The organism is Xanthomonas sp. SHU 308, assembly GCF_000364645.1.
Lineage (GTDB): Bacteria > Pseudomonadota > Gammaproteobacteria > Xanthomonadales > Xanthomonadaceae > Xanthomonas_A > Xanthomonas_A sontii.
On sequence record NZ_AQOK01000847.1, the window covers coordinates 1 to 16,865 of the forward strand.

Genomic DNA, 16,865 nt, shown 5'->3' on the forward strand with positions numbered 1-16,865 from the left:
GTGCCGAAGCTTGGTTCGGAGCCCGCCACGATCTCCCTGATGCTGCAGCCCTGGCAGCCGGATTCGCCGTATGCGCGGCGCCTGCGGGCGGCCGCGGAGGACGCGGTGTATCCGCTGTACCTGAGCGAACGCGCGGCGCACGCCGACAGCGTGGCGTTCTACCTGGATGTGGCCGATGTGCTGTTCGAGCGCGGCCAGCGCGACCTGGCCCTGCGGGTGCTCTCCAACCTGGCCGAGCTGCAACTGGAAAATCGCCACGTGCTGCGCGTGCTCGGCTACCGGCTGCTGCAGGCCGGTCGCGCCGACCTGGCGGTGCCGGTGTTCGAGCAGGTGCTGCGGCTGGGCGAAGAGGAGCCGCAGAGTTTCCGCGACCTGGGCCTGGCCTATGCCGCGCGCGGCGACGCGCAGGCGGCGATCGCACAGCTGTACCAGGTGGTGGTGCGCGACTGGGACACGCGCTTCGACGGGGTGAGCATGATCGCGCTCAACGAACTGAACGCGATCGTGGCGCGGGCGCCGCGGCCGCTGGACACCGGCGTCGTCGATCCACGGCTGCTGCGCAACCTGCCGCTGGACCTGCGCGTGGTGCTGAACTGGGACAGCGACAACAGCGACATGGACCTGTGGGTGACCGACCCCAATGGCGAGCGCTGCTTTTACGGAAACCGCGCGACCTACCAGGGCGGCCAGCTGTCGCCGGACTTCACCGGCGGCTACGGGCCGGAGGAGTTCTCGCTGCGCACCGCCAAGCCCGGCAAGTACAAGGTGGAAGCGAACTTCTTCGGCGAGCGCCAGCCGCTGGTCACCGGTGCCACCACCTTGCATCTGCAACTGAGCACGGGCTGGGGTACGGCCGCGCAGCGCGACCAGCAGGTGACGCTGCGCCTGACCGAGCGCAAGGAGACGGTGCTGGTCGGCGAGTTCGACGTGCGCTGATCCGCCCGGGGCGCGCCGGTGCGGTCATGCCGGCGCGCTACACTTTGCCGATGTCAGACCCCTCCGGCGCCAGCGCCTATTCCCGTTTCCAGCCCTGGCGCCGCAGTTTCGAGATCGGCTTCTGGGTCGCGCTGACCCTGATCAACGCCACCGCCAACAGCATCACGGTGCTGATCGACATCCGCACCACCGGGCTGCATTTCGCCGCATGGGAGCCGGTGGTCTGGGAGTGGTCCAGCCAACTGATGTTCCTGCTGATCGTGCCGCTGGTGGTGCTGCTGACCCGGCGCTACCCGCTGCACTGGGACACCTGGCGGCGCCGGCTGCCGGGCTACCTGCTGGGCAGCGTGGCGCTGTCGGTGCTGCACGTGGTGGGGATGGTCGCCCTGCGCAGCCTGGTCTACCGCCTGCAGGGCCAGCAGTACGACTTCGGGCCATGGCCGCAGGGGCTGGCCTACGAATACCTCAAGGACGTGCGCAGCCTGGCCTCGATCGCGCTGTGCGTGGAGATGTACCGGTTCCTGTTGCGGCGCTGGCAGGGCGAGGCGGCGCTGCTCGGCGCGCCCGACGCCGGCCCGCCGGTGGGCTCGCTGGAACGGCCGGAGCGCTTCCTGGTGCGCAAGCTGGGCCGCGATTTCCTGGTCGCCGCGGCCGACATCGAGTGGCTGCAGGCCGCCGGCAACTACGTCAACCTGCGCGTGCGCGGCCACGACTACCCGCTGCGCAGCACCATGGCCGCGATCGAGGCGCGGCTGGACCCGGCGCGGTTCGTGCGCATCCACCGCAGCTACATCGTCAACCTGGCCAGCGTGGTCTCGATCGAGCCGCTGGAGGCGGGCGAGGCGCGGGTGCACCTGCGCGACGGCAGCCAGGTGCCGTGCAGCCGCCGCTACCGCGCCGCGCTGCGCGTGGCGGCCGGGGAGGGCGAGGCGGCGACCGTCGAGTAGTCCGGCGGCGCTGTGGCGCGGCGGCCGGAATTGCTAGAATCGCGCTCTTGTCTGCCGGAAACGCCGCAATGATCGAACTCAATCCGATTCGCCACCGCATCGCCGATCTGTCCGATCGGGTGCTGTCGCTACGGGGGTTTCTTTGACTACGACGCCAAGAAGGAGCGTCTAGAGGAAGTCACCCGGGAGCTGGAAAGCCCCGACGTCTGGAACGACCCCGAGCGCGCCCAGGGCCTGGGCCGTGAACGCGCCAGCCTGGAGAAGACCGTCGGCGGCATCGCCAGCGTGCTCGATGGCCTGAACGAGTCGCTGGAATTCCTGGAACTGGCCGAGAGCGAGAACGACGAAGCCACCGCGCAGGCGGTGCTGGCCGACGTCGACCGCTTCCAGGCGCAGGTGGAGAAGCTGGAGTTCCAGCGCATGTTCTCCGGGCAGATGGACGCCAGCAACGCCTTCGTCGACATCCAGGCCGGCGCCGGCGGCACCGAGGCCCAGGACTGGGCCGAGATCCTGCTGCGCATGTACCTGCGCTGGTGCGAGTCGCGCGGCTGGAAGACCGAGCTGATGGAAGTCTCCGGCGGCGAAGTGGCCGGCATCAAGTCCGCCACGCTGCGCGTGGAGGGCGACTTCGCCTACGGCTGGCTGAAGACCGAGACCGGCGTGCACCGGCTGGTGCGCAAGTCGCCGTTCGACTCGGACAACCGCCGCCATACCAGCTTCACCTCGGTGTTCGTGTCGCCGGAAGTGGACGACAACATCGACATCGACATCAACCCGGCCGATCTGAAGACCGACGTGTACCGGTCCTCCGGCGCGGGCGGCCAGCACGTCAACAAGACCGAGTCGGCGGTGCGCATCACCCACGTGCCCACCGGCATCGTGGTGGCCTGCCAGACCGGGCGCAGCCAGCACCAGAACCGCGACAACGCGATGAAGATGCTGGCCGCCAAGCTGTACGAGCTGGAGATCCAGAAGCGCAACGCCGAGCGCGATGCGGTGGAGGCGACCAAGTCCGACATCGGCTGGGGCAGCCAGATCCGCAACTACGTGCTCGACCAGAGCCGGATCAAGGACCTGCGCACCGGCGTGGAGCGTTCGGACACCCAGAAGGTGCTCGACGGCGACCTGGACGAGTTCGTCGAGGCCAGCCTCAAGTCCGGCCTGGAAGCCGGCGCGAAACGCAGCGACGCCTGAACCGGCGGCCTCCGTCCTGGCGACGGAGGCCGTGCGGCGGCACACGGCCCGCCGGCTGGTGCATTCTTTCCCTTCCTCACGCATCCCCCATCCCATGACCGAGCAGACCCCCGCGCCGTCCCTTCCCGTCGACGAGAACAGCCTCATCGCCGAACGGCGCGCCAAACTCGCCGCGCTGCGCGCGCAGGGCGTGGCCTATCCGAACGATTTCCGCCGCAGCGACTTCGCCGGCGATCTGCAGGCCGAGTTCGCCGACACCGAGCGCTGGACCGCCGAGGCGCTGGAGGCCCAGGGCCGCAGCCTGCGCCTGGCCGGGCGCCTGCTGGCCAAGCGGGTGATGGGCAAGGCCAGCTTCGTGCAACTGCAGGACGAGTCCGGGCGCATCCAGCTGTTCCTGCAGGCCAACGCCCTGGGCGAGGCCTACGACGCCTTCAAGGGCTGGGACATCGGCGACATCATCGGCGTGGAAGGCGGGCTGACCCGCACCAAGACCGGCGAGCTGTCGGTCAAGGCCACTGGCCTGCGGCTGCTGACCAAGGCGCTGCGGCCGCTGCCGGACAAGTGGCATGGCCTGTCGGACGTGGAGCAGCGCTACCGCCAGCGCTACGTCGACCTGATCGTGTCGCCGGAGGCGCGCGAGGTGTTCGTCAAGCGCTCCAAGATCATCCGCGCCATGCGCGCCTGGCTGGACGCGCGCCGCTTCCTGGAAGTGGAGACGCCGATGATGCATTACATCCCCGGCGGCGCCACGGCAAAGCCGTTCACCACCCACCACAACGCCCTGGACCTGGACCTGTACCTGCGGGTGGCCCCGGAGCTGTACCTGAAGCGCCTGGTGGTCGGCGGCCTGGAACGGGTCTACGAAATCAACCGCAATTTCCGCAACGAAGGCGTCAGCACCCGGCACAATCCGGAATTCACCATGATGGAGCTGTACGAGGCCTACGCCACGTACCACGAGGTGATGGACCTGACCGAGAACGTCATCCGCGACGTCGCCCGCGAGGTGCTGGGCACCACCCAGGTGCACTGGGACGGCGCCGACATCGACCTGGCGCCGGCGTTCCGCCGCTGGCGCATGGACGAGGCGGTGCGCCACCACAACCCGGAGATCAGCGCCGCCGACTGCACCGACCGCGAGGCCCTGCTGCGCCATTGCGAGCGGCTGAAGATCCGCACCAAGCCGTCCTACGGCTGGGGCAAGCTGCTGCTGGAGATCTTCGAGGCCACGGTCGAGCACACCCTGATCCAGCCGACCTTCATCACCGACCACCCGGTCGAGGTGTCGCCGCTGGCCCGCTCCAGCGACACCGAGCCGGGCTATACCGACCGCTTCGAGCTGTTCATCAATGGCAAGGAAATCGCCAACGGCTTCTCCGAGCTCAACGACCCGGAAGACCAGGCGGCGCGGTTCCAGGCCCAGGTGGCGGCGAAGGATGGGGGCGACGACGAGGCCATGCATTTCGACGCCGACTACATCCGGGCGCTGGAAGTCGGGCTGCCGCCGACCGGCGGCCTGGGCATCGGCATCGACCGACTGGTAATGTTGCTCACCGGCAGCAGCTCGATCCGTGACGTGCTGCTGTTTCCGTACATGCGTCCGGAGGCTTAACCTAGCCGCGGACGAGGTGGCGCGGTTCTTGCACCAGGCGTTGCACGCAAAAGGAAGTGAGGTGGACGGGCCGGGGTGAGTCAGCGTCGGCGCGTTCCCGTTGTCGTCTCAGCAGCCCGCGCAGATGCGACGGGCGGAGGATTGCAGATGCATGATGCCAGCATGAGCCTCTCCGGCGCGTCCTCGAACGGGGACCGTCTCCACTGGGCGGACGGAAGCGACAATCGTTTGAACATCGTCATCGTCGACGATCAAACCTCCGCGCGGACGATGCTGCGGCATGTCATCGAGGACATCGCCCCGGAACTGACCGTGCGCGACTTCGGCGACTCGCAGGCCGCGCTGGCCTGGTGCGAGGCCGGCAAGGTCGACCTGTTGCTGCTCGACTACCGCATGCCGGGCATGGACGGGCTGGAGTTCGCGCGGCGCCTGCGCCGGCTGCCCAAGCACCGCGACATCCCGATCATCCTGATCACCGTGGTCGGCGACGAGCCGATCCGCCAGGCGGCGCTGGAAGCGGGGGTGATCGACTTCCTGGTCAAGCCGATCCGCCCGCGCGAGCTGCGCGCGCGTTGCCACAACCTGCTGCAGCTGCGGCTGCAGAGCGAGAACATCAAGCAGCGCGCGATGTCGCTGGAGCAGCGCCTGCTGGCCAGCATGCGCGAGGTCGAGGAACGCGAGCGCGAGACCCTGTCGCGGCTGGCGCGGGCCATCGAGTACCGCGACGTCGGCACCAGCGCCTACCTGGAACGCATGGCGCACGTGGCCGGGCTGATCGCCGAGCAACTGGGCCTGTCCGAGGACGAGGTGCGGGTCATCGAGATGGCCGCGAGCCTGCACGACATGGGCAAGATCGCCATTCCCGACGCGGTGCTGCTCAAGCCGGGCAAGCTCAACGAGGACGAGATGGCGGTGATGCGCATGCACCCGCGCATCGGCTACGAACTGCTCAGCGGCAGCCAGAACCGTTTCATTCAGGTCGGCGCGCTGATCGCCCTGCGCCACCATGAGCGCTACGACGGCAGCGGCTACCCGGACGGCCTGGTCGGCGAGGCGATTCCGCTGGAAGCGCGGATCGTGGCGGTCGCCGACGTGTTCGACGCGCTGATCTCGCCGCGCCCCTACAAGGAAGCCTGGACCATGGATGCGACGCTGGCCTATCTCTACGCCCAGCGCGGTCGCCTGTTCGACCCGCGCTGCGTGGACGCGCTGTTCCGCGGCCGCGAGCAGCTGCAGGTGATCTGCGAGAAATTCTCCACCGCCTCGGCGCGACCAGGAGTCTGACATGACCTCGGCGATCACGTGGGTGCGGCAACGGTTCGCGGAGCGCAAGGATACCGAGCATGCGCAGGCCCTGGTGCGAATCGTCCTGATCTCCATCATCCTGAGCTACGTGTTGCTGCCGGGTCCGCGCGCGACCTTGCCGATGCGCGAGTATTTGAACGTGGTCGCCGTGGTGTCGTCCGGTCTGGTGCTGTCGCTGGGCGTGCTGGCCTGGCTGCTGTGGCGGCCGGAGCGTTGCGACACGCGACGGATCATCGGCATGATCGCCGACTACGGCCTGATCGCCGCGGCCATGATCGGCATGGGCGAGCCGCTGGCCTGGATGTACGTCGTGGTGCTGTGGGTGACGGTCGGCAACGGTTTGCGCTACGGCAACCGGTATCTGTATCTGGCGGTGGCCATGGGGGTGACCAGCTTCGGCACCACCGTGCTGGTGACACCCTACTGGCGCAACAACCTTGGGCTGGGGATCGGTCTGGTCGTCGGCCTGCTGGCGGTGCCGCTCTATCTGTCTGGGCTGCTGCGGCAGTTGACCCAGGCCACCAAGGAAGCGCAGCGCGCCAACGAGGCGAAGAGCCGCTTTCTGGCCAACATGAGCCATGAGTTCCGCACGCCGCTCAATGGCCTCTCGGGCATGACCGAGGTGCTGTCGACAACCAGGCTCGATGCCGAGCAGCGCGAGTGCGTCAGCACCATCCAGGCCTCTGCCAAGAGCCTGCTCTCGCTGGTGGAAGAGGTGCTGGACATCTCCGCCATCGAGGCCGGAAAGGTCCGCGTCGACAAGAGCGCCTTCTCGCTGCGCGAGACCGTGGAGCAGATCGGGCTGATCCTGCAGCCGCAGGCGCGGGCCAAGGCGATCGGCTATTTCGTCGACATCGCTGCCGAAGCGCCGAACCATCTGCTGGGCGACGCGGGTCACCTGCGCCAGGTGCTGCTGAATCTGGCCGGGAACGCGATCAAGTTCACCGATTCCGGTCGCGTCGACGTGCGGGTCAAGCTGCTGCGCAGCGACGCGGAGCGGACGTGGCTGAGTTTCGATATTGTCGATACCGGTATCGGGGTGCCGGAATCGATGCGATCGCGGTTGTTCGATGCGTTCGAGCAGGCGGATGTGGGGCTGGCCCGGCGCTACGAGGGCACCGGGCTAGGGACCACGATCGCCAAAGGCCTGGTGGAATCGATGGGCGGCAGTATCGGCTATCAGGAGAACCTGCCGCGCGGCAGCCGGTTCTGGTTCGATCTGCCTTTCGAGATCGCTGCGAGCAGCGTCGAGGAAGCGCCGGAAACGGAAGCGGCTGCCGCCGAACATCCCGAGGAAAACGGTCAGCCCGGGAACGTCATCGCCTTTTCCGATCCCTTCCTGCGCCACCGTGCACGCATCCGCAGCATGCGCATTCTGGTGGCCGACGATCATGCCGCCAATCGCATGGTGCTGCAGCGCCTGCTGCAGAAGGCCGGTCACCGTCCGATCTGCGTCGAAGGGGCCGAATCGGTGCTGGACGCCTTGGCGGAGAGCGAGTTCGACGGGGTCATCGTCGATCTGCACATGCCGGGCATGAGCGGATTGGACATGCTGAAGCAGTTGCGGATCATGCAGGCCGGCGGCCCGCGGACGCCTGTGGTGGTGCTCAGCGCGGACGTCACGCCCGATGCGATCCAGCGTTGCGAGCAGGCCGGTGCGCACACGTTCCTGGCCAAGCCGGTGGTGGCCAGCCGTTTGCTGGATACCCTGGCCGACATCGCGGTGGAAGGACGTCTGCGCGGTTCGGGCGAGGCTCAGGTCAGGCAGTTGAGTGCCACCGCCGAAGGGGTGCTGGATTCCTCTGTGCTCGACGAACTGGCGGGGCTGGGCATGGGCGAGGGATTCGAGCGCGAATTCATTTCGCAGTGCCTCAACGACGCCGAAGGCTGTCTGGGCGGCATGCAGATCGCAGGCGACGCGGAGCATTGGGAACGCCTGCGCGAACATGCCCACGCGATCAAGGGCGTGGCGAGCAATCTGGGTCTGATCCGGTTGGCCAGCCTCGGTGGCGAACTGATGCAGATGGCGGAATGGCAGATGCGCAGCGAATGGCGCTCCCGATTGATGGCACTCAATGCCAGTCTGACCGAGGGCAGGGAAGTACTCGAGGCGCGCGCGCGCCGCAGCGCCAGTTCCGAAGAGAACGAGCTGCGCTGACGCCCGCAGTAGGGCCCGGGCATGGCACCGGGCCGACCACTGATCGCAGACCGCTGACGTCTTGCCCTAGGCTGCGACGTCCCGCGCACGCCTGGTCTGCGCGCGTACCAGCCGATCCATCGTGCGCAGCGATTTCTCGTCCAACGCCAACGCGGAGTCGACCCAGATGTCGGTGATCGCCTGCAGTTCCTGCAGCGTCACGGGTTGCGCCAGATTGCGCACGGCGTTCATCGCCAGGTACGACTGCGGGTTGCGGCGCTGGTCGTGGATGAGTTGCTTCACGCGGTCGATGCCCTGATTCCGCGGGACCAGCACATCGACGATGCCCATCGCATGCATCTGCTCGCTGCTGTAGAGGTCGGCGCTCAGAATGATCCGTTCGGCGACATGCGGAGCGACCCGCTTGCACAGGAACGAATAAGCGCCCATGCCGGGAATCAGCCCGAAAATCGCCTCGGGCAAGCCCATGGTGACGCCTTCCTCCGCAACGATGGTGTGGCAGGCCAACGCCATCTCAAGCCCCCCGCCCAGCGTATCGCCCTGCAGCAGGGCGATGGTGCGCACATCGCCCGACAGGCCGCGATGCAGTTGGTGGACGCCGCTGACGCAGCGATAGGCGTAGTCGAGCAGTTGCGCACGGTCCTTGCGGCGGATGAGGTCGGAAAAAAGCGCGAGATCGCCGCCGAGGTTGAAGACATTGGCGTCCGAGGCGATGACCAGATGCTGCAGCACGCTCTTCCTGGGCGCCTGCGATCGCGTCGTCATGACCTCCAGCGCTGCCAGGACGTCATCGAGCATCTGGCTATGGAAGCAGGGACGCGTTCCGAGTTGCGGATTCGCATGCATGTACAGCCAATGGCTATCGTCGTCGCCGTCCGCATCGATGCGGATGCTGGAGTAGGCGCGGGTACGGGGCAGCGTGTCGATCGTGCTCATGGCGGGCTCTCGGAAAGACGCCCGCGGAGATGGCGTGGCGCAGCGGGCGAGTGCGTTTCCACTCGGCGGATGCTACACCCGGGTGCCGCGGCCGGAACTCGCCCCGCCAGCGCCTGCACGGGCGCCGCGTGGGTGCCCGTCGGACCTGCTTATTGCGGCGGCGGCGCGTCGCGCAGTTCGCGCCGCAGGATCTTGCCCACGTTGGTCTTGGGCAACTCCTTGCGGAACTCGACGATGCGCGGATGCTTGTAGCCGGTGAGGTTGGCGCGGGCGTGCGCCTTCACCTCCTCGGCGGTCAGGTTGGGGTCCTTCTTCACGATCACCACCTTGACCGCCTCGCCGGATTTTTCGTCCGGCACACCGACCGCGGCCACTTCCAGCACGCCGGGCATCATCGCGATGACGTCCTCGACCTCGTTCGGATACACGTTGAAGCCGGACACCAGGATCATGTCCTTCTTGCGGTCGACGATATAGAAGAAGCCCTGCGGATCCATCCGCGCCATGTCGCCGGTGTGCAGCCAGCCGTCGGCGTCGATGGCGCTGGCGGTTTCCTCCGGACGGCGCCAATAGCCCTTCATCACCTGCGGCCCGCGGATGCACAGCTCGCCGACCTCGCCATGGGCGAGGACCTGGCCCTGGTCGTCCTTGACGCAGGCGTCGGTGGACGGGATCGGCAGGCCGATCGCGCCGTTGTATTCGGTCAGGGTCAGCGGGTTGATGCAGGCCGCCGGCGAGGTCTCGGTGAGGCCGTAGGCTTCGACCAGGGTGACCCCGGTGACCTGCTTCCAGCGCTCGGCCACCGCGCGTTGCACCGCCATGCCGCCGCCGAGGGTGAACTTCAGCGAGGAGAAATCCACCTTGTCGAAGCCGGGGGTGTTGAGCAGGCCGTTGAACAGGGTGTTGACGCCGGTGAAGGCGGTGAAGCGGGTCTTCTGCAGCTCCTTGACGAAGCCCGGCATGTCGCGCGGATTGCTGATCAGGTGGTTGAGCCCGCCGAGCTTCATGAAGACCAGCCCGTTCGCGGTCAGCGCGAAGATGTGGTACAGCGGCAGCGCGGTGATGATGACTTCCTTGCCTTCCTCCAGCTTGCCGGTCGCCGAGATCCAGGCGCCGGCCTGCAGCATGTTGGCGACCAGGTTGCGGTGGGTCAGCATCGCGCCCTTGGCCACGCCGGTGGTGCCGCCGGTGTACTGCAGGAAGGCGATGTCGTCCGGTTCGATGTCGATCTGAGGCAGCGTGTGCAGGCGGCCCAGCGTCAGCGCGTCGCGGAAGCGGATCGCGTTGGGGATGTCGTAGTCCGGCACCAGCTTCTTGACGTACTTCAGCACGAAGTTGACCAGCGGGCCCTTGGGGAAGCCCAGCATGTCGCCCAGGCCGGTGGTGATGACCTGTTTGACGGGGGTATCGGCGAGCACTTCCTGCACGGTGGTACCGAAGTTGTCGATCACCACCAGGGCGCTGGCGCCGGAGTCGATCAGCTGGTGGCGCAGTTCGCGCGGGGTGTACAGCGGATTGACGTTGACCACGGTCATGCCGGCCAGCAGCACGCCGAAGGTGGCGATGGGGTACTGCAGGCAGTTGGGCATCATCAGGGCGACGCGGTCGCCTTTCTTGAGCTGCAGTTCGCCCAGCAGGTAGCCGGCGAATTGCCGGGCCAGTTCGCCGGCCTCGCGGTAGGTCAGGGTCTTGCCGAAGTTGCAGTAGGCGGGGCGGTCTCCGAACTTGGCCACGGAGCTTTCGAACACCGCGGCGACGGAGCGGTACTCGTCGACGTTGATGTCGGCGCCAACGCCGGCCGGATAACTCTGCAACCACGGACGATCCAGACTCATATTCCCCCTCCAGGAAACGTAGTGATGTGTGCGGCGCGGACAGTATCCATCAGAACCGACGACAGCAGCATACCGTTCCGTAGGGCAAAGGCGAACAGGGCAGGGCCGCAGGCTGCGGCGCCGCGTCGGCGGCGCGCGGCCACCACTGGCGCGCGCGCGTGGGCGGTGCCGGCCCGAGCAATGCTGCCACGCGCAGCCCGGCGGCAGCGCCACTGCGGGTTAGGTCCGGCTCAGCGCGTGCGGCGCACCGGTGCGCCATCGGCGACGTAGTACGGCGCGGTGCTGCGTGGCAGCGCCTGGCGGCCGCGGATGCGGTCGGCCAGCTTCTCGGCGATCATGATCGTCGGCGCGTTGAGATTGCCGGTCACCACCTGCGGCATGATCGAGGCATCGACGATGCGCAGGCCTTCGAGGCCGTGCACGCGTCCCTGGCCGTCCACCACCGCCATCGGATCGTCGGCGTGGCCCATCTTGTTCGAGCACGACGGGTGGTAGGCGGTCTCTGCGTGTTCGCGCACGAACGCGTCGATCTGCGCGTCGCTGCGCAGTTCGCTCCCCGGCGAGATCTCGCGGCCGCTGTACGCCGCCAGCGCCGGCTGCGCGAAGATCTCGCGGGTGATCCGCACCGCGGCGCGGAACTCGCGCCAGTCCTGTTCTTGCGACATGTAGTTGAACAGGATGCTCGGATGCTGACGCGGGTCCTTGGAGACGATGTGGATGCGGCCGCGGCTGGGCGAGCGCATCGACCCCACGTGCATCTGGAAGCTGTGCGTCTTGATCGGGTTGGAGCCGTTGTAATTGATCGCCACCGGCAGGAAGTGGTACTGCAGGTTCGGCCAGGCGAAGTCCTCGTGGCTGCGGATGAAGCCGCCGGCCTCGAACTGATTGCTGGCGCCGATGCCGGTGCCCAGGAACAGCCATTGCGCACCGATCGCCGGCTGGTTGTACAGCTTCAGCGCCGGTGCCAGCGACACCGGCTGCCTGCATTCGTACTGCAGGTACATTTCCAGGTGATCCTGCAGGTTGGCGCCGACGCCGGGCAGGTGGTGGACCAGCTCGATGTCCAGCCCGCGCAACAGGTCGGCCGGGCCGACGCCGGAGCGCTGCAGGATCTGCGGCGAGGCGATGGCGCCGCCGCACAGCAGCACTTCGCGGCGGGCGGTGGCGCGCTGCAGCACGTCGTTGCGCAGCCACTGCACGCCGATGGCGCGTTTGCCGGAGAACAGGATGCGGTCGGTCAGCGCGTGGGTGACGATGGTCAGGTTCGGCCGCGATCTGGCCAGATCCAGGTAGCCGCGTGCGGTGCTGGAGCGGCGCCCGTGCGGCGTCACCGTGCGGTCCATCGGGCCGAAGCCTTCCTGCTGGTAGCCGTTGAGGTCGTCGGTGCGCGGGTAGCCGGCCTGCACGCCGGCTTCGATCATCGCCGCGAACAGGGGGTTGTTGCCGGACTTTGGCGTGGTCACGCGCAGCGGACCGTCGCCGCCGTGGTAGTCGTTGGCACCGATGTCGCGGGTTTCGGCCTTGCGGAAATAGGGCAGGCAGTCCAGGTAGGTCCAGTCTTCCAGGCCCGGCATGCCGGCCCAGTTGTCGTAGTCCATCGCGTTGCCGCGGATGTAGCACATGCCGTTGATCAACGAGGAGCCGCCCAGGCCCTTGCCGCGGCCGCAGTCCATGCGGCGGTGGTTCATGAACGGCTCCGGGTCGGTCTTGTACGCCCAGTTGTAGCGCCGGCCCTGCAGCGGGAAGGCCAGCGCGGCCGGCATCTGGGTGCGGAAGTCGAGGCGGTAGTCGGGGCCGCCGGCTTCCAGCAACAGCACGCTGACATCGGCATCCTCGGTCAGCCGCGTGGCCAGCACGTTGCCGGCCGAGCCGGCGCCGATGATGATGTAGTCGTACGCTTGGGCAGTCTTCATGACGGTTCTCCAGCAGGCCGGGGCGCGCTGCGCGCAGGCGTCCCGGCGGAAGGTCGGATCGGCGCGTCGGCCGGACGAGGGGGGCGCGGCTCAGAACACGCTGGCGTAGTCGCCCAGTTCGACCTGCACCGACTTGACGCGGGTGTAGTGGGCCAGGGTCGAGAGGCCGTTCTCGCGGCCGACGCCCGATTCCTTGTAGCCGCCGACCGGCATTTCGGCCGGCGATTCGCCCCAGGTGTTGATCCAGCAGATGCCGGCTTCCAGGCGGTGGATGATGCGGTGGGCGCGGCTGATGTCCTTGCTGACCACGCCGGCGGCCAGGCCGAAGCTGGTGGCGTTGGCGCGGCGGATCGCCTCTTCCTCGTCGTCGTAGGCGAGCAGGCTCATCACCGGCCCGAAGATCTCTTCCCTGACGATGCGCATGTCGTCGCGGCAGTCGGAGAACACGGTCGGCAGCACGTAGGCACCGTCGGCCAGCGCGCCTGCGCTGGCGCGGCCGCCGCCGATCAGCAGGCGCGCGCCTTCGGCCTTACCGCTGTCGATGTAGCGCAGCACATTCTCCATGTGCGCAAAGCTGGTCAGCGGGCCGAAGTTGGTGGCGGCCGCCATCGGGTCGCCGATGCGGATGCGCTGCACGCGCTCGACCAGCGCCGCCTCGAACGCGGCCAGCATGCGGCGCGGCACGAACACGCGGGTGCCGTTGGTGCAGACCTGGCCGGAGCTGAAGAAGTTGGCCATCACCGCGATGTCGGCGGCGCGGTCCAGGTCGGCGTCGTCGCAGATCAGCAACGGCGACTTGCCGCCCAGTTCCATGGTCACTTCCTTCAGCGAGGAGGCGGCCGCGGCGGCCATCACCTTCTTGCCGGTGGCCACGCCGCCGGTGAAGGAGATCTTCTCGATCGCCGGATGCTCGGTCAGCCAGTTGCCGATCTCGCGGCCCGGGCCCTGCACCACGTTGAACACGCCGTCCGGCACGCCGGCCTCGGTGTAGAGCTTGGCCAGCTCCAGCACGCTCAGCGGGGTGACTTCGGACGGCTTGAACACCATCGCGTTGCCCGCGGCCAGCGCCGGGGCCGATTTCCACAGGGCGATCTGGATCGGATAGTTCCAGGCACCGATGCCGGCGACCACGCCCAGCGGCTCGCGGCGGGTGTAGAAGAAGCTCGATGCGCGCAGCGGCAACTGGATGCCTTCGATCGCGGTGGCCAGGCCGGCGTAGTACTCCAGGACGTCGGCGCCGGTGACGATGTCCACGCTGGTGGTCTCGCTCAGCGCCTTGCCGGTGTCCAGGGTTTCCAGCCGGGCCAGGGCGTCGTTGCGCGCGCGCAGCAGATCCACGGCGCGGCGCAGGATGCGCGAGCGCTCCATCGCGGTCATCGCGGCCCAGACCTTCTGGCCTGCGGCCGCGCTCTGCACGGCGCGCTCGACGTCGGCCTGGCTGGCGATCTGCACCTCGGCCAGGACCTGGCCGTTGGCCGGATTGACGGTCTGGAAGGTCCTGCCGCTGCTGGCATCGACCAGGCGACCGTGGATGTAGAGCTGTTGGACGGGAAGGGCGGTCATGGGGGCTCCTGGAAAGGCGGTGGGCGCGGCAGGCACGCGTCAGGGCGTGTCGGCCCGCAGTTGGAAGTCGATGTATTCGTAGGCGATGCGCTGCGCCTTGCCGGTATCGAAGGCGGCGCCGACCAGGCTGCCGCGCAACCACAGGCCGTCGATCATCGCGGCCAGCCCGCGCGCGGACTGGCGCGCCTGCGCCCGCGGCAGCGCCCGGTTGAACTGATGGCACAGGTTGGAGAACAGGCGCTGATCGTTGGCCCGCTGCAGCCGCGCCAGTTCCGGCTGGTGCATGCTCGCGGCCCAGAAGGTCAGCCAGACGCGCATGGCCGCGCCGTTGACCTGGCTGTCGTCGAAATTGCCATCGACGATGGCGCGCAGTTGCGCACGCGGGGTGTCCTCGGACGCGCCGCGGCAGCGCGACACCGCGGCGCGCAGATCGCGCAGGATCTGCCGCATCGCGGCATTGAGCAGGCCGTCCTTGTCGCCGAAGTAGTGGGCGACGATGCCGCTGGAAAGCCCGGCCTTCCTGGCGATGGTGGCGACGGTCGCATCGGCCATGCCGATCTCGTCGATGGTCTGGAAAGTGGCACGGATCAGCTGCTCGCGGCGGATCGGTTCCACGCCTTTCTTGGGCATCGCGGCTCCACGGTCTTCGATCCCACGGGATCGGCTGGCGGCCATTATGCTTTTTATTGATTGAACGTTCAATCAATAAACCATACGATGCACCCGCCCCCACGCCATGGGCCCGGTTTCCGGTCCGGCCTTGCCCATGCGCCCATCCGGACCGATGAGACAACTGCATGTCTTTCCAGGCTCCTCCCAAGCGCTCGGCCCTGCGCCTGAATCGCTTCGTGTTCTTCAGCGCATCGCTGTCCATCGGCGTGCTCGGGCTGCTCACCGTGCTCTTCCCCGAGGCCAGCGAACACTGGCTGCAATGGGCGCAGGCCGGGGTGTCGGCCGGTTTCGGCTGGTGGTACATGGTGTTGATCGTGGCGTGCCTGGGGTTCGTGCTGTGGCTGGCGGCTTCGCCGTACGGGCGCATCCGCCTGGGCCGCAACGACGAAGTGCCGGCGTTCGGCTACGTGGCCTGGGTGTCGATGCTGTTTTCCGCCGGTATCGGCATCGCGCTGCTGTACTACGGTGCCTACGAGCCGCTGGATCATTTCCTGAGCCCGCCCGGACAGCCTGGCGGCACCGCGGCGGCCGCGCGCGAGGCGCTGGTGCTGACCTTTCTGCACTGGGGGCTGCACGGCTGGGCGCTGTACGCGCTGGTGGGCGTGGCGCTGGGGTATTTCGCCTATCGCCGCAACCTGCCGCTGGCGTTGCGCTCGGCATTGCAGCCGGTCTTCGGCGACCGCGTGCATGGCCGCATCGGCGACATGGTGGATGGCTTCGGCATCCTGGCCACGCTGATCTCCATGGTCACCAACCTGGGCATCGGCGCGCTGGTGCTGCAATCGGGCCTGGTCTACCTGTTCGGCCTGCCCAATACCCCGCAGGTGCTGGTGCTGATCGTGCTGGCGATGATGGCGGTGGCGACGCTGGGCGTGGTCGCCGGGGTGGAGAAGGGCATCGCCTGGCTGTCCAACCTCAATGTGCGCCTGCTGTGCGTGCTGCTGCTGTTCGTGCTGTGCACCGGGCCGACCCTGCACCTGCTGGACGGCCTGGTGCAGAACACCGGCGACTATCTGGCCGCGTTCGTGCGCAAGAGCTTCGAGATGTATCTCAACGATCGCAACGGGCGCACCTGGCTCGGCTCGTGGACGCTGTTCTATTGGGCGTGGTGGATCGCCTGGGCGCCGTTCGTGGGGCTGTTCGTCGCCCGGATCTCGCGCGGCCGCACCATTCGCGAGGTGATTCTGGGGGTGTTGCTGATCCCGCTGGGTTTCACCCTGGCGTGGTTGTCGATCTTCGGCAACACCGCGATCGATCTGGTGCTCAACCATGGCCAGGCGGTTCTGGGCCAGGTGGCGCAGCACGATGCGGCGATGACCCTGTTCAAGCTGCTGGAATATCTGCCCGCCGCGCCGTACGTGGCCGGCGCCGCGGTGGTGATCGGCTTCGTGCTGTTCCTGACCCCGGTGGATTCGGGCACCTTGATGATCGCCAACCTGTGTACGCGTCGGGTCGAGGGCGGCACGGAGGACGAGCACGATGCGCCGATCTGGCTGCGCGTGTTCTGGGCGGCGGGCATCACGGTGGCCAGCATCGGACTGCTGCTGGCCGGCAACTTCACCGCGATGCAGACCGCGGTGGTGCTGTGCGGCCTGCCGTTCTCGTTCATCCTGGTGCTGTACATGATCGGCTTGCTGCGCGCCTTGCGCAGCGACGAGGACGCGCCCTGAGCCACCGCGCAGCGCCCCCGCGCAGTCGCGGGGGCCGGGCTTCCGCTGTCGGACACCCGCGGGCGGATCGGCGCGCAGCCAACTGACGCAGCACGTACTGCAGCAGGCCGCCGTGGTGGGCGAG

Annotated in this window: 12 protein-coding genes; 7 read left to right on the forward strand and 5 right to left on the reverse strand. The window is 67.8% G+C overall.

From position 1 onward, the window contains the following. The 6 genes from D588_RS0122105 to D588_RS0122130 all read left to right on the forward strand — a co-directional run. Window positions 1-936: DUF2135 domain-containing protein (locus tag D588_RS0122105; RefSeq protein WP_017917552.1), on the forward strand; the 936-nt coding region annotated here is incomplete at its 5' end. 50 nt (window positions 937-986) lie between these two features. Next, window positions 987-1,883, forward strand: a complete 897-nt coding sequence (locus D588_RS0122110) for a LytTR family DNA-binding domain-containing protein (RefSeq protein WP_026143995.1) — start codon at window positions 987-989, stop codon at window positions 1,881-1,883. Window positions 1,884-1,951: 68 nt separating this feature from the next. Further along, a protein-coding gene (prfB, locus tag D588_RS0122115) for a peptide chain release factor 2 (protein ID WP_100224025.1) occupies window positions 1,952-3,077 on the forward strand; the annotation gives its coding sequence in 2 pieces (ribosomal slippage) (window positions 1,952-2,026 and window positions 2,028-3,077; 1,125 coding nt in all). Between the two features lie 94 nt (window positions 3,078-3,171). Next, a complete protein-coding gene (gene lysS, locus D588_RS0122120; protein WP_017917554.1) occupies window positions 3,172-4,689 on the forward strand; it encodes a lysine--tRNA ligase in 1,518 nt (505 codons plus the stop codon). Between the two features lie 147 nt (window positions 4,690-4,836). Continuing rightward, window positions 4,837-5,973, forward strand: a complete 1,137-nt coding sequence (locus D588_RS0122125; protein WP_043086876.1) for a two-component system response regulator — start codon at window positions 4,837-4,839, stop codon at window positions 5,971-5,973. A gap of 1 nt (window position 5,974) precedes the next feature. Beyond that, entirely contained in the window at window positions 5,975-8,152 is a 2,178-nt protein-coding gene (locus tag D588_RS0122130; protein WP_017917555.1) for an ATP-binding protein, read from the forward strand. Between the two features lie 66 nt (window positions 8,153-8,218). Here the strand turns inward: D588_RS0122130 and D588_RS0122135 are convergent, their stop codons facing one another. The 5 genes from D588_RS0122135 to betI form a co-directional block, all read right to left on the reverse strand. Next, a complete protein-coding gene (locus D588_RS0122135; protein ID WP_017917556.1) occupies window positions 8,219-9,088 on the reverse strand; it encodes a crotonase/enoyl-CoA hydratase family protein in 870 nt (289 codons plus the stop codon). A 149-nt stretch (window positions 9,089-9,237) separates the two neighbouring features. Then, entirely contained in the window at window positions 9,238-10,923 is a 1,686-nt protein-coding gene (locus tag D588_RS0122140; protein WP_017917557.1) for a long-chain fatty acid--CoA ligase, read from the reverse strand. A 230-nt stretch (window positions 10,924-11,153) separates the two neighbouring features. Continuing rightward, window positions 11,154-12,836 carry a choline dehydrogenase gene (gene betA, locus D588_RS0122145; RefSeq protein ID WP_017917558.1) on the reverse strand — a complete coding sequence of 561 codons (1,683 nt, stop codon included), beginning with the start codon at window positions 12,834-12,836 and terminating at the stop codon, window positions 11,154-11,156. A gap of 90 nt (window positions 12,837-12,926) precedes the next feature. Next, the gene (betB, locus tag D588_RS0122150; RefSeq protein ID WP_017913892.1) at window positions 12,927-14,399 is read right to left on the reverse strand and encodes a betaine-aldehyde dehydrogenase; all 1,473 of its coding nucleotides are present in this window, start codon (window positions 14,397-14,399) and stop codon (window positions 12,927-12,929) included. 39 nt (window positions 14,400-14,438) lie between these two features. Next, the gene (gene betI, locus D588_RS0122155; RefSeq protein WP_017913893.1) at window positions 14,439-15,029 is read right to left on the reverse strand and encodes a transcriptional regulator BetI; all 591 of its coding nucleotides are present in this window, start codon (window positions 15,027-15,029) and stop codon (window positions 14,439-14,441) included. 167 nt (window positions 15,030-15,196) lie between these two features. Here betI and D588_RS0122160 point away from each other — a divergent pair, with 167 nt between their 5' ends. Beyond that, entirely contained in the window at window positions 15,197-16,741 is a 1,545-nt protein-coding gene (locus tag D588_RS0122160; protein WP_017908730.1) for a BCCT family transporter, read from the forward strand. The last annotated feature ends 124 nt before the right edge of the window (window positions 16,742-16,865 follow it).